The following is a 12,378-nucleotide window of genomic DNA, read 5'->3' as shown; positions in this document are numbered from 1 at the left end:
ATTCGACAATCGGATTGAAAAATTTGTCAATAAAAAAATCAATAAAAAAATTAAAAGATTGAAACCGTTGCCGATAATAAAATCAGAGAGAATTGTAATTCAGTCGAAAGAGAGGGTTGCAAAATGAAAATTAATAATATTGGTTCTTCAGGGGTTAACCCTTACAATCGCGAATACAACAAGATAGAGCAAGCCAAAACTGCCAATGTGAATGCTGATAAGCTGGAGATTTCCTCCACAGCTAAAGAGCTTCAGCAGTCATTACAAATTCCTGCTCAGAGGCAGGCTAAAGTGGATGAGCTTAAGATTCAGGTTGAGAACGGTACGTACAAAGTGAATGCGCACGATACAGCTAAAAGCATTATCGACTTTTACTTCAAAAAATAGAGAGCGGACGGTTATTTGACCGTCTATACATAAGTTTACAACAGCTGAGGGGGTGACGGAATGTCCGCCGAACAAATTCAAGCATCATTAGAAAAACTGGTTGAGCTGCATAAAAGTCTGAACGGACTGGCGCTCAAAAAAACAGAGATCGTCAAACAAGGGGACACCGAAGCCCTCAATCGGCTGCTGATGGACGAGCAAAAACATATTAAAGCAATCGAGGCGACGGAGAAAGAAAGACAAACAGCTGTGACCACCTTTCTTGAAATCGAAGGGCAGGAAGCTGAGCCGTCGACAATTACAAGAGTTATCGAATTATTATCACCAACTGACGCGGAAGCTTTAAATAGATTAAAAGAAGAACTTATCTTAGAAGCCGAGACATTAAAGGAACAAAATTATTTGAATCAACAGCTAGTCTATCAATCACTACAATTCGTAAATGTTACTCTCGACATGCTGCTGCCGCAAAACAAGCAGTTTAACTACGACAAACCTGCCAAGCCGAAGCAGCAAGGTTCGAACAGCATGTTTGATTCAAGAGCATAGATTTTACATTATTTGAAACGGAGGAACCAAACATGCGTTCAACCTTTATGGGATTAGAAACAGCAAAGCGCGGGATGTCTACGCAGCAAAGTGCTTTATATACGACAGGGCATAATATTTCAAATGCGAATACGCCGGGGTTTTCTCGGCAACGGGTTAATTTCGCCACAACCACACCATATCCTGGTGTAGGGATGAACAGACCACAAATTCCCGGGCAGATAGGGACGGGAGTGGAAGCGGGAACGGTGCAGAGGATCAGAGAAGGATTCCTTGATTTACAGTTCCGCACGGAAAATACGAAAGTAGGGTACTACGGGACTTTAAGTGAATCACTCACAAAGATGGAAGAGATTATGAATGAGCCAACTGAGAGCGGCTTGCATAGTACGATGGAAAAGTTTTGGAATTCTTTGCAGACCCTTTCCAGTCATACCGAAAACTCCGGGGCTAGAGATGTGGTCGCGGAAACCGGTCAAATGGTAGCCGATACCTTAAATTACTACTATAATTCTTTAGATCGTATCAGAGGAGATCTAAATGAGGAAATAGTACAGGTTAAACAAAGCCAGATAAACACTCTTATTGGGGATATCCATGATCTTAATGATAAGATCAGTCAAATTGAACCGAATGGCTATATTACAAATGATCTGTACGACCAACGGGACTTGCTCGTTGATAATCTTTCAAAAATGGTAAACATCAAAGTAACAAAGGTGACTCCTAATAACTATGGAAATGCCAAGCCTATGGCAGAGGGGTTGTACAATATTGAATTGCTTGATAAGAATTCCAATTCTTATAACCCGCCAATAGTTTTAGTAGAAGCTAATAAAACAGTTGGTGTCGTAGGACGTAATACAATGGGAGTTAACTTGGATGCTAACGGAGGAATTACATCTCTGCATTTCAACGGACAGATTGTTACAGATATAGGCGGGGAGCTTGGTGGCTTTATAGAAAGCTACCAGGTGCATTATCCTCAAAAGCTTAAGGAATTAAACGACATGACAAGGGCATTTGCTAATGAATTTAACCGTATCCATGCACTCGGTTATGGTCTTGGAGACACTGCGCCATCAGGAATTAATTTTTTTGACGGTGTGACTGCCGGAGACCCAAATCCGGCACAATCAATAAAAGTAAATCAAGTAATCTTGGACAGCCCTAATAAAATAGCAGCAGGCCAGGGGAACGGGGATTCAGGGAATAACCTCAATGCCTTGGAACTGGCAAATTTAAAGACCAAAAACTTTTCTCTATATCAACCTGCACCTACCTTGAATGGAAGTGTGGATACATTTTATTCCGGAGTAATTGGAAAATTGGGCGTTCTTTCACAGAGTATGCAAAAAAACAACTTAAACGCGACGATTCTTGCTGATTCCGTTGAAAAAAACCGCCAATCGGTAAGCGCAGTATCATTAGATGAAGAGATGACCAATATGATTAAATTTCAACATGCCTATAATGCGTCTGCTAGAAATATAACCGTAGTGGATGAAATGCTTGATAAAATAATCAATGGCATGGGTGTAGTCGGAAGATAAGGGGTGAAGTAGTAAATGCGTGTAACACAATCAATGTTGTCCAATAATATGACAAGAAATATTAGCAACAGCTATGAACGTTTAGGAAAACTTCAGGAACAGATTTCTTCAAAGAAAAAGTTCACAAAACCTTCTGATGATCCAGTAGCAGCAATGCAAGGATTGGGATATCGCACTGATCTAAATAGAATTCTACAATATCAGAGCAATATCGGTGAAGTGAGGAATTGGGTGGACAGTACGGATGATGCACTGGATAAAACCGTACTGGCTCTGCAGAAAATACGCGAACTTACCGTGCAGGCGAGTAACGGGACGTTGGATGCCAGTCAAAGAGACTATATAACCCGAGAAATAGAGCAAATGAAACAACAAATTCAATCGTTAGGTGATACAGAGGTAGGCGGAAAATATATCTTTAACGGAACCAAAACAAATCAACGGCCATCTTCAACGGGATTCAGTGGTGGTGTTATTGAGCTAGAGGTATACAATGGCATAAAATTACAGATTAATACCCCCGGTAAACAACTGTTTGAGCCATTAGTAGGTGATACGAGTATAACTCCTGCGAGTCCTGGTTATTTAGATACCCTGATCACTAAAATAAAAAATGATGATAATATTAGCGCTGAATTGGCAAATATGGATAAACATATTGATAACTTTCTTAGTGAGAGAGCCAGCATCGGTGCCCGTCAAAACCGGGTTGATTTAATGGATGACCGCTTGTCCCAGCAGGAAGTATTTTCAACAAGGATTCTCTCGGATAATGAAGACATAGATATTGAAAGAGCGATAATAGATTTGACAACACAAGAAAGTGTCCACCGTGCAGCGCTCGGAATAGGGGCACGGATAATACAGCCGTCACTCATGGACTTTCTAAGATAAAGCTATCTTTCATGGATAGCTTTTTTCTTTAGCGATTTACTTTATTATTAATGACAAAGACTTTACGGATTTAAATAGGAGTGAGCGCGATGCAATTCCCTCAAATTAGATTACAATCCCAACCGGCCCTAATTGAAATTCAAACGAAGCCAAGTAACCAAAGTATTGAACAGCCAGGGCCATTAATTGATATTCAACAACCGCCGGCTGAGTTGACGATTGAGCGTGTTCCATCAAAGTTGACCATTGATCAAACGAAAGCAAGAGAAGATGTGGACCTGAAAAGCATTGCAAAAAGAAAGGAAGAGTTTGCTGAGCAGGGATATCAAGATTTTCTTGCTGGCATAGCCCGACGCCGCCAGGATGGCGATGAATTGATGAGGATCGAATATAAAGGAAATCCAATTGCAGCTCAGGCAAAGAGAAACAGCGAAAAACCTCCTTCTGAATTTAATATTGGCTGGATTCCAGGTGGTAATTCAGTAAAGTTAAGTTATGAACCTGGTAGGGTTAATATTCAGGTTAAAGTCAATAAGCCAATTATCAATAGTGAAGTGAGAAAACCAGTGCACTCTTATACTCCTGGAGAGGTCGCAGTTCGGTTAAAGCAATATCAATCACTAAAGATAGATTTTGAAAATTTAAAGTTTGTAGGATTTAACTATGAACAAAACATATAAAGGGTGATGCAAATGAACATATTAACTAAATATTCCGGGAAAGTTGAAATTGATGAAAAAAAGATTTTGAAATTTGAAAAAGGTATCCCAGGGTTTCCAGAAGAAAAACAATTCATCATATTGCCACTTTCCGAGGATGACATTCTGCAGATTATGCAGTCTGTTAAAACACCGGAATTAGCTTTTGTCATTACGAATCCTTTCCATTTCTTCAAGGATTACGACTTCTCCTTAGATGATGCTTCAATTGAACAGCTTAAACTTGATGCACCTGAACAGGTTGAAGTATTTAACATTCTGACGGCACAGGATCCGTTCCGGAAGACTACAGCAAACCTTCAATCTCCTGTTATTATTAATAAATCTAATCAGCTAGCTAAGCAGGTTATATTAAATAATCCTGCTTTTACAACGAAACACCGCATTTTCGATCAGAAGTCGATTTCCAAAAAGGGGTGAGAATATGCTGATATTAACAAGGAAAAATGGAGAGAGTATTAAAATTGGCGATAATATTGAAATAACGATAGTATCAGCAAAAAATGACCAGGTAAAGATAGGGATCAAGGCTCCAAAGGAAATTGAAGTGGTCAGAAATGAATTATTTGAGGAAACTCTTAGTGAGAATCAAGAGGCTTCAATAGGGATTGAGGAGCTAAAGCAGATAATTAACAAAATTAATAAAAAATAATTAACAAAAACTATTAAACACTTGGAAACTTTTGACGATATTAATATTGTGAGAGACAGGGAAGGGCGGCCGACCTCACCCATTCTCAACAATATTATACAGTTCACAAGGATGTGAACTCTACTTTCAAGGAGGAAACAAGAAATGAGAATTAATCACAATATCGCAGCTCTTAACACGCACCGCCAGTTATCAACAGCAAATACTTCACAGTCTAAATCAATGGAAAAGTTATCTTCTGGTCTACGTATCAACCGTGCCGGAGATGACGCAGCTGGTCTTGCAATCTCTGAAAAAATGCGTGGACAAATTCGCGGTTTGGATATGGCATCTAAAAACTCGCAAGATGCTATTTCAATGATTCAAACTGCTGAGGGTGCATTGAATGAAACTCACTCAATCCTGCAGCGTATGCGTGAATTAGCGGTTCAATCTGCTTCTGATTCGAACACTACAGCAGATAGAGCTCAGATTGAAAAAGAAAATGTGGATTTGATTGCTGAAATTGATCGTATTGCAGGTACTACTGAGTTCAATACACAAAAGCTATTGAATGGCGGAGGTGGAGCTGCTACTAATGGTGTATTCACTTTCCAAATCGGTGCAAATGATACTCAAAAATTGGATGTTACGTTTGGTAAAATGGACTCTGCAACATTGTTAGGCGCTACTCTTCCAAATCTAGGTGCAGATGCACCGACATCAGCAACAGCAATCACAACAATTGATTCAGCTATTGGAAAAGTTTCAGACGAGCGTTCTCAATTAGGTGCCAAGCAAAACCGCTTAGAGCACACAATCAACAACTTGAACACAGCTTCTGAAAACCTAACGGCTGCAGAATCACGTATCCGTGACGTTGACATGGCGAAAGAAATGATGGAACAAACTAAGAACTCTATCCTTGCTCAAGCAGCTCAAGCGATGCTTGCTCAAGCAAACCAGGCTCCGCAGGGAGTACTTCAATTATTACGTTAATTTTAAATTACACGAAAGGGACTCTAGTTTACTAGAGTCTCTTTTTGTTGATCAATATTTGGCATTTTTTAGTTTTTTAAAAGTATTTAATAAAAGCAGATGATAAATTTTTATCCATTACAAAAACTCCAAAATCCCTCTTATTAATTTAACTAACTTCTCTTAGAAACTAGAAATTTTAATGAAACTGTCGATATAACTAATAACATAATATATAGCGGGAGGAATAAACGATGATTAATCGCTTAGCAACAATTAACCTTTCCTCTCAACCTAGAACAACCATCTCAGAAGGAAGACTAGAAGTCCCCCAGATAGATATCTTTTCCAAGACGAGTAATTCTGAAGATGCAAGAGAATTCCCCGTTGCACAAAAGACAAAGGAGCAAGTAGAGAATATAGTTGAAGGCTTAAATCGGTTTTTAAAGCCCTCTAATACTTCTTTGAAATTTGAATTTCATGAAAAGTTAAATGAGTATTATGTAATGTTAGTGGATGATATTACCCATGAGGTGGTTCGGGAAATACCACCGAAAAAAATGCTTGATATGTTTGCGGCCATGACAGAGTTTATGGGTTTGTTAGTGGATAGAAAAATTTAGGTAGGTGAATGATTAATGGTACGAATAGGCGGATTAGCAAGCGGTATGGATATTGACCAGCTCGTCGGCGACTTGATGAAGGCTGAGAGGTTACCGCTTAATAAATTAATGCAAAGAAAACAAATACTTGAATGGCAACGTGACGATTACCGATCAATGAATACTTTATTGCTTAATTTTCGATCTGAATTGACACAAATGAAGCTAAGCTCGAATTTCCGGGCAAGGACGACAAGTTCAACAGATGATTCTCGAGTCTCGATAACGGCTAGCAGTGCTGCTAATCAGACTTCAAACTCTATTTCAAAAGTGACTCAACTGGCGAAGGGAGAGACGCAGCTAAATTTAAATCCACTAGCGCTCGATGCAGCTGGAGGTCTTTATACACAGACTGCTGGAACGGGTGATTGGAAAACAGGTGCGATAGTATCAAAGTCCTTAACTGTCCAAGATAATACAGCAGTAGCATCCGGTGGGAATTTCGAATATGATCTCAGCCTGACGAATCTTAACGCTACGGATCATAGACTGGACTGGTCCGTAAAAGTTAACGGAACCTCGTATAAGGTCACAACGGACCCGGCACAACTGAGCGATAATACTGTATTGGTTGGTACCGATGGAAAACTTACCTTTAATAAAAAGTTTGCTGCTAATAGTGTTGTTAAGGTTGATTATATAGCTCAGGACAAAACGGTTTCAACTTCATTAAGCAGTACTACCAGTACATGGAAGTTAGCGGACGGACCGGTAGTGGCTACTGGTTCACAGCTAAAGTTAACCAAGAACGTCACAGAGGGCGGAGTGGACACTACGACTGATGTGTTTTTGGATATTGATATAAATGGAAACATCACTGATTCCACAGGAACAGTTGGAACACTTGACAAAGCCACTGGACTGATCACGTTTACTCCAGCTATGGGTAATCATTTACCGCCGACAACGCCTGAGGCAGGAAAGACTTATAGCTATAAATTAGAGATGTCGTACAGCCACCAGTATTCGAATTTTCAATTGGATACTCATACTTCAAAGGGAGCAAAGCATGAGAATATCCTGATTAGTGGCGGTGAATCACTCAATTCTGTAATTGTTAAGGTCAACAGTTCCAATGTAGGAGCATCTTTATTTTATGATTCACAGACGAAGAGAATGTCCTTATCAAGAACAGAAACAGGCGATTTTAATACTGACGCTGCAAATAATTTCGGCTATGAAATGGTCGCTAGCGGTAAATTTGTTACTGATGTTCTTAATTTTCATGATATAAGCACAGGTTCAATTCCTGCAGCAAATATAACTCAGGCTCAAAATGCAATGTTCACAATTAACGGTTTGGATACTGAGCGAACCTCTAATTCATTTGAAATGGATGGGGTAACTTTCACTCTTAAGAAGATATTCGCAGAAAGCGAAGGAGCAGTCAGCGTAAATGTAAATAATGATGCAGGTAAAGTTGTTGAGAATATTAAAGAATTTGTTAAAAAATACAATGAAATGATTGATAAGATCCAAAAGAAAACTGGAGAAGAACGCTACCGTGACTATACTCCGCTTACTGATGAACAGCGAGAAGGATTGTCCGATAAGCAACAAGAGCAATGGGAAGAAAAAGCAAAAAGTGGGTTGCTTCGTAAGGACTCTGCCTTATCCAGCGTACTTTCTAAGATGCGGTTGGATTTCTATGCGCCGGTTAGTAATGATACAATCAGTTCGGCTTATGATCAGCTGTCCGAAATTGGTATCAAAACCTCGGCTAATTATTTAGAAGGCGGAAAACTAGTTATTAATGAAGCTGAACTGATAAAAGCAGTTGAAGTTGACCCGAAGAGCATTGAAACGCTGTTTAACGCTTCAGGAGATACAAACGATCAAAAGGGAATTCTCGACAGGTTATATGATTCCATTTCTGACAGTATGGATAGATTAAAGGCAAAAGCAGGGAACTCCTTTTCAACTCGGAAGCAGTTTACACTTGGGCGGGAACTGGATAATGTAGACTCCGGCATCGACCGTTTTGAAAGACGTTTGCTGCAGGTAGAAGACCGATACTGGCGCCAGTTCACCGCAATGGAAAAAGCAATTCAGCGTTCAAATGAACAGATGAATTATTTAATGCAGCAATTTAGCGGAGCATAATATAAAGGAAGTGTCTAATGATGGCTCTTGGCAATCCATATCAAGCCTATCAACAGAATTCAGTAAACACAGCCTCAGCGGGTGATTTGACCCTAATGCTTTATAATGGCTGTTTAAAATTTATTTCACAGGCAAAGATAGCAATCACAGAAGGATCTATTGAAAATAGAAACACAAATATTCAAAAAGCCCAGAACATCATTCAGGAATTGATGGTGACTTTGAACATGGATTTGGAAGTTTCCAAACAAATGATGACCCTTTACGATTATCTGCTCCGCCAGTTAATTGAAGCAAATGTCAAAAATGATAGCGGCATCTTAAATGAAGTGGAAGAGTTTATTACAGAATTCCGTGACACTTGGAAACAGGTCATCCTAATAAACCGCCAGAAGCAATACTCACAGGGCGGGTCTGTTTAATGAATCGTTTGCAGGCCTATTATGAATCGACTAGTATTCTGATAAATCTTGCCGAAAGTATACAGCAAGCTGATGACAGGGATGAAGGCGTTGGCGTGATTGAAACAATGCTCGACGAAAGGCAGGTCTTACTGAAAGATTTCAACCAGCCTTATACAGAAGCGGAAGTTGAACTTGGACGAAAGCTGATTGCAATGGAGAAATCATTAAACGAGAAACTGCTTCTTGTTAAACAAAAAATCGGCCTCGACCTTAAAGAAATCAAGCAGAAAAAAGAAAATCATAAGAAGTACGCCAACCCTTATCAACCGCTTTCCACCGACGGAATGTTTTATGATAAAAAAAATTAAAGAATATTTTTCAAACCAACCATACTTTTCAGGCATGGTTGGTTTTCTTAAGTCATAAGAATTGTTATAATAATGTAAATACGATACCATCCATATTTACAACTTTCGACTCATTTTTCATAATTCGACACAAATTATCAACTGTTTGTGAAGGGTTTGTTAAGGGTATCGTAGAATATAACTATATAGTCTTATTCTAAAGGAGGACTCACTTTATGAATTACAACGTTCGCGGTGAAAACATTGAGGTAACTCCAGCAATTAGAGAGTATGTAGAGAAAAAAATCGGCAAATTGGAACGGTATTTCAGTAATACGCCAACTGCTGATGCACATGTGAATTTGAAGGTTCTTAATAACACGTCCAAGGTAGAAGTGACGGTCCCCATGACGAATTTGGTATTGCGCGCCGAGGAAGCAAATGCTGATATGTACGCAGCGATTGACCTGATTACTGATAAGCTTGAGCGCCAAATTCGTAAACATAAGACGAAGGTTAACCGCAAGTTCAGGGCGACTGGAAGTACTTCCGAAATGTTCGCAACAACATTTGAAGAAACTGAGACAGTTCCTTTCGAGGAAGAAGAGGATAACGACTTAGAGGTTGTCCGTAATAAACGCTTCGACCTGAAGCCGATGGATAGCGAAGAAGCGATTCTGCAGATGAATATGCTGGGACATAATTTCTTCGTTTACACAAATGCTGAAACAAGTACAACTAATGTAGTGTACCGCCGTAAGGATGGCCGCTATGGGTTAATCGAGCCAAGCTAAATGGATGATAAATGAAATCAACGCAGTCCTGAAAAATTTCGGGCTGCGTTTTTATTTTTTTAGTGATATAGAATTAGGAAAAGTCTTTAAACTTATCAAGGCAATCTTCACATGTGACGTTATCAACCGGCTTAAACACAATGCTTCGTAAATCTTTTCTGTTCAGTTCATAAAAGGAATGGTGTTTAAGACCGCATAAGCAAATTTGTTGATCTTCTACTATATGGACGACTTGGTTGTTTTTACTTTGATAGGTTGGGTAGATCATTCAATTTTCCTTTCTTATCCCTTTTTGAAAAAGTGTCAAGTAAATATTATTGCTATAATAATTTGCGTATCGATTACTGAGAAAAAGTAATGCTAATAGTAAGTTCAACTCTAGTATATATAAAAATATAGCAAAGTTTCTATATAATACTAGTATATTTTTTGTAAAATGGGAGGATTGGACTATCTCGATCATCCTTATCCGTCACAGCTTTTAGTCGAAAAAGACGGGAATGGTCGTGGACTGACGGAAGTGTCGCCGGATGATAAAATAGGAGAGAATGATAAGTAATGAAGGGATGCCCTCGTATTATTATTCCCTCGATTTTTTTGGGAGCAGGGTAGAGAGGAAGATTTCAATTGAAGCAGGCTGATATTTTTATGGCTTTCTTTCGGGTTGGGATACTTGGGTATGGTGGGGGACCGTCATCGATTCCGCTCGTTAAGAAAGAAGTCGTTGAGAAATATAAATGGATGGAAGCCGATGAGTTCGGCGATATCCTTGCTTTGGCGAATGCGTTGCCAGGTCCGATTGCAACTAAACTTGCCGGATATATCGGCTACCGTGCCGGCGGGGTTTGGGGCCTATTTAATGGGCTTCTCGCGACAATGGTGCCGACGATTTTGTTAATGATTTTGCTTTTAAATGTATTGAACTCCTATAAAGATCAACCCTGGGTGAAAGGGATGGCTGCTGCAGTTGTGCCGGTTGTTGCCGTTATGCTGCTGACGATGACGTGGGAATTCTTTAAGAAGTCGATGAATTCGAGCTTGGGACGGGTTTGGACGTTTGTTTTCGTAGTTGTCAGTTTGGTGCTAATGCAAGCCGTAAACATTCATCCGGCGATTATTATTTTCGCCTTATTATTGGGGGCTCTTTTGAAAAGAAATTCTCCTGGAGAAGAAAAGGAGAATCCGACATCATGATCTATTTGCAAATTTTCTGGGCGTTTTTCGTACCGGGCATACTCGGTTACGGGGGAGGTCCATCTTCGATTCCTTTAGTTAAAAAAGAAGTGGTGGACCATTACGGCTGGATGACGGTAAATGAATTCAGTGAAGTGCTCGCTATTGGGAATGCGCTGCCAGGTCCGATTGCCACGAAGATGGCAGGTTATATCGGCTATGAACAGGGCGGAATAATAGGAGCGTTCATGGGTGTGTTCGCGTCTGTTGCCCCATCATTAATTCTAATGCTTGGCTTGCTCGGCTTGCTGATGAAGCATAAAGAATCACCGCGCGTGAAAAGGATGACCGTTGTAGTACGGCCTGTTATTGCCGTCTTGCTGGGCGTGATGACCTACGATTTCTTCTTTTCTTCCTATGAAAGCGTCGGCTGGCTTCAAACTGTCGTCATCGGCGCGCTCAGTTACGTGTTGATGGAAAGGATGAAAGTACATCCCGCATACGTTATAGCGGGTGCGTTGATTTATGGCGCAATGTTTTTATAAAGATAAGGGAACCCTCACCCCACACAGTACGTTCATGGTGGTGGAGGGTTCCCTATTTATCTGTGATTTAGCTGGAGATAGATCTTGCTTTTTCCTGTTCCCACTATAGAATGGGGAATCCTTTTAGTCATATGCGGAGAAGGGATAATTTTGAATTCGGTATTTACAGTAAAAGGCTTAATGAGGTAGAAAAATCGTGAAAAGTATCATTATCCTTCTGTTCTTTGATAAAATTCTTTATTTACTACAATAATCCTGCATAAGAGATGAAGATGTTTTAATCGATCGACAGCATTTGTTTTGTGAACGATTATTGAGATTTAAGAGCTATTATCCAAATTTACGAGCGATGAACCAAATTTGATAAAAACAACTAAACTTCAGATACAATCCCTGTATGTTTTATAGGTATTTATTCTTATTGATAGTCATATTTTACTAGACAAACATCCTATTAATTGGTATATTTTAGATATAAAGTCATACTATACTAAGTGAAAAGGGCAAATCATAGGAAACTATGAGACGCAAAGCCAAGGGCCTACCCACACGGGAAAAAGTGTGAACGGCAGCCGGTAGCCACAAGGAAACATAGTTGTTATTCTATGAACCTTGTTCTTAAGGTTCATTTTTTATTTG

16 protein-coding genes and 1 riboswitch are annotated in these 12,378 nt (G+C 39.6%); of the genes, 15 read left to right on the top strand and 1 reads right to left on the bottom strand.

Going from position 1 to position 12,378, the window contains the following annotated elements; translation table 11 throughout:
- Positions 1 to 123 precede the first annotated feature (123 nt).
- From flgM to raiA, 13 genes are all read left to right on the top strand, one after another.
- Entirely contained in the window at positions 124 to 387 is a 264-nt protein-coding gene (flgM, locus tag LQ216_RS05390) for a flagellar biosynthesis anti-sigma factor FlgM (protein WP_230127432.1), read from the top strand.
- Positions 388 to 447: 60 nt separating this feature from the next.
- Complete coding sequence (locus LQ216_RS05385) at positions 448 to 936, top strand: flagellar protein FlgN (protein WP_230127431.1); 489 nt, start codon at positions 448 to 450, stop codon at positions 934 to 936.
- Between the two features lie 32 nt (positions 937 to 968).
- Positions 969 to 2,489, top strand: a complete 1,521-nt coding sequence (gene flgK, locus LQ216_RS05380) for a flagellar hook-associated protein FlgK (RefSeq protein ID WP_230127429.1) — start codon at positions 969 to 971, stop codon at positions 2,487 to 2,489.
- A 15-nt stretch (positions 2,490 to 2,504) separates the two neighbouring features.
- Positions 2,505 to 3,383 carry a flagellar hook-associated protein FlgL gene (gene flgL / locus LQ216_RS05375; protein ID WP_230127427.1) on the top strand — a complete coding sequence of 293 codons (879 nt, stop codon included), beginning with the start codon at positions 2,505 to 2,507 and terminating at the stop codon, positions 3,381 to 3,383.
- A gap of 89 nt (positions 3,384 to 3,472) precedes the next feature.
- A complete protein-coding gene (locus LQ216_RS05370; protein ID WP_230127425.1) occupies positions 3,473 to 4,063 on the top strand; it encodes a DUF6470 family protein in 591 nt (196 codons plus the stop codon).
- A gap of 12 nt (positions 4,064 to 4,075) precedes the next feature.
- A complete protein-coding gene (gene fliW, locus LQ216_RS05365; RefSeq protein ID WP_230127423.1) occupies positions 4,076 to 4,522 on the top strand; it encodes a flagellar assembly protein FliW in 447 nt (148 codons plus the stop codon).
- 4 nt (positions 4,523 to 4,526) lie between these two features.
- A complete protein-coding gene (csrA, locus tag LQ216_RS05360) occupies positions 4,527 to 4,754 on the top strand; it encodes a carbon storage regulator CsrA (RefSeq protein ID WP_230127421.1) in 228 nt (75 codons plus the stop codon).
- Between the two features lie 144 nt (positions 4,755 to 4,898).
- Entirely contained in the window at positions 4,899 to 5,732 is an 834-nt protein-coding gene (gene hag / locus LQ216_RS05355) for a flagellin Hag (RefSeq protein ID WP_230127419.1), read from the top strand.
- A gap of 233 nt (positions 5,733 to 5,965) precedes the next feature.
- Positions 5,966 to 6,334, top strand: a complete 369-nt coding sequence (flaG, locus tag LQ216_RS05350) for a flagellar protein FlaG (RefSeq protein ID WP_230127417.1) — start codon at positions 5,966 to 5,968, stop codon at positions 6,332 to 6,334.
- Between the two features lie 15 nt (positions 6,335 to 6,349).
- Positions 6,350 to 8,476 (top strand): flagellar filament capping protein FliD, encoded by a 2,127-nt coding sequence (gene fliD, locus LQ216_RS05345; protein ID WP_230127415.1) that lies wholly within the window; start codon positions 6,350 to 6,352, stop codon positions 8,474 to 8,476.
- A 20-nt stretch (positions 8,477 to 8,496) separates the two neighbouring features.
- On the top strand, positions 8,497 to 8,898 hold the full coding sequence (fliS, locus tag LQ216_RS05340) for a flagellar export chaperone FliS (RefSeq protein ID WP_230127503.1): 402 nt from the start codon (positions 8,497 to 8,499) through the stop codon (positions 8,896 to 8,898).
- Positions 8,898 to 9,248, top strand: coding sequence for a flagellar protein FliT (locus LQ216_RS05335; protein ID WP_230127413.1), 351 nt, complete (start codon positions 8,898 to 8,900; stop codon positions 9,246 to 9,248). Before fliS ends, LQ216_RS05335 begins: the two co-directional genes overlap by 1 nt.
- A 215-nt stretch (positions 9,249 to 9,463) precedes the next feature.
- Positions 9,464 to 10,021, top strand: coding sequence for a ribosome-associated translation inhibitor RaiA (raiA, locus tag LQ216_RS05330; RefSeq protein WP_230127411.1), 558 nt, complete (start codon positions 9,464 to 9,466; stop codon positions 10,019 to 10,021).
- A gap of 73 nt (positions 10,022 to 10,094) precedes the next feature.
- Here raiA and LQ216_RS05325 read toward each other — a convergent pair whose 3' ends face one another.
- Positions 10,095 to 10,289: a hypothetical protein gene (locus LQ216_RS05325; protein ID WP_230127410.1), complete on the bottom strand. Its 195-nt coding sequence runs from the start codon at positions 10,287 to 10,289 to the stop codon at positions 10,095 to 10,097.
- Between the two features lie 359 nt (positions 10,290 to 10,648).
- Here LQ216_RS05325 and LQ216_RS05320 point away from each other — a divergent pair, with 359 nt between their 5' ends.
- Positions 10,649 to 11,215: a chromate transporter gene (locus LQ216_RS05320; protein WP_230127408.1), complete on the top strand. Its 567-nt coding sequence runs from the start codon at positions 10,649 to 10,651 to the stop codon at positions 11,213 to 11,215.
- Positions 11,212 to 11,739: a chromate transporter gene (locus tag LQ216_RS05315; protein ID WP_230127406.1), complete on the top strand. Its 528-nt coding sequence runs from the start codon at positions 11,212 to 11,214 to the stop codon at positions 11,737 to 11,739. The genes LQ216_RS05320 and LQ216_RS05315 overlap by 4 nt, the downstream gene beginning before the upstream one ends.
- Positions 11,740 to 12,231: 492 nt before the next feature.
- A riboswitch (cyclic di-GMP riboswitch) is annotated at positions 12,232 to 12,323 on the top strand.
- Positions 12,324 to 12,378 lie beyond the last annotated feature (55 nt).

Origin of the sequence: Bacillus sp. CECT 9360 (assembly GCF_918741275.1) — a bacterium.
Taxonomy (GTDB): Bacteria; Bacillota; Bacilli; order Bacillales; family DSM-1321; genus Peribacillus.
This window is presented reverse-complemented; position numbering and strand designations above follow the sequence as displayed.

Excerpts from the sequence above, each read along its gene's own strand:
- flgK (WP_230127429.1), top strand. The coding sequence starts at position 969 with ATGCGTTCAACCTTTATGGGATTAGAAACAGCAAAGCGCGGGATGTCT.
- csrA (WP_230127421.1), top strand. The coding sequence starts at position 4,527 with ATGCTGATATTAACAAGGAAAAATGGAGAGAGTATTAAAATTGGCGAT.
- LQ216_RS05325 (WP_230127410.1), bottom strand. The coding sequence starts at position 10,289 with ATGATCTACCCAACCTATCAAAGTAAAAACAACCAAGTCGTCCATATA.
- raiA (WP_230127411.1), top strand. The coding sequence starts at position 9,464 with ATGAATTACAACGTTCGCGGTGAAAACATTGAGGTAACTCCAGCAATT.
- LQ216_RS05370 (WP_230127425.1), top strand. The coding sequence starts at position 3,473 with ATGCAATTCCCTCAAATTAGATTACAATCCCAACCGGCCCTAATTGAA.
- flgL (WP_230127427.1), top strand. The coding sequence starts at position 2,505 with ATGCGTGTAACACAATCAATGTTGTCCAATAATATGACAAGAAATATT.
- LQ216_RS05315 (WP_230127406.1), top strand. The coding sequence starts at position 11,212 with ATGATCTATTTGCAAATTTTCTGGGCGTTTTTCGTACCGGGCATACTC.
- LQ216_RS05335 (WP_230127413.1), top strand. The coding sequence starts at position 8,898 with ATGAATCGTTTGCAGGCCTATTATGAATCGACTAGTATTCTGATAAAT.
- LQ216_RS05385 (WP_230127431.1), top strand. The coding sequence starts at position 448 with ATGTCCGCCGAACAAATTCAAGCATCATTAGAAAAACTGGTTGAGCTG.
- flgM (WP_230127432.1), top strand. The coding sequence starts at position 124 with ATGAAAATTAATAATATTGGTTCTTCAGGGGTTAACCCTTACAATCGC.
- fliW (WP_230127423.1), top strand. The coding sequence starts at position 4,076 with ATGAACATATTAACTAAATATTCCGGGAAAGTTGAAATTGATGAAAAA.
- hag (WP_230127419.1), top strand. The coding sequence starts at position 4,899 with ATGAGAATTAATCACAATATCGCAGCTCTTAACACGCACCGCCAGTTA.
- fliD (WP_230127415.1), top strand. The coding sequence starts at position 6,350 with ATGGTACGAATAGGCGGATTAGCAAGCGGTATGGATATTGACCAGCTC.
- flaG (WP_230127417.1), top strand. The coding sequence starts at position 5,966 with ATGATTAATCGCTTAGCAACAATTAACCTTTCCTCTCAACCTAGAACA.
- fliS (WP_230127503.1), top strand. The coding sequence starts at position 8,497 with ATGGCTCTTGGCAATCCATATCAAGCCTATCAACAGAATTCAGTAAAC.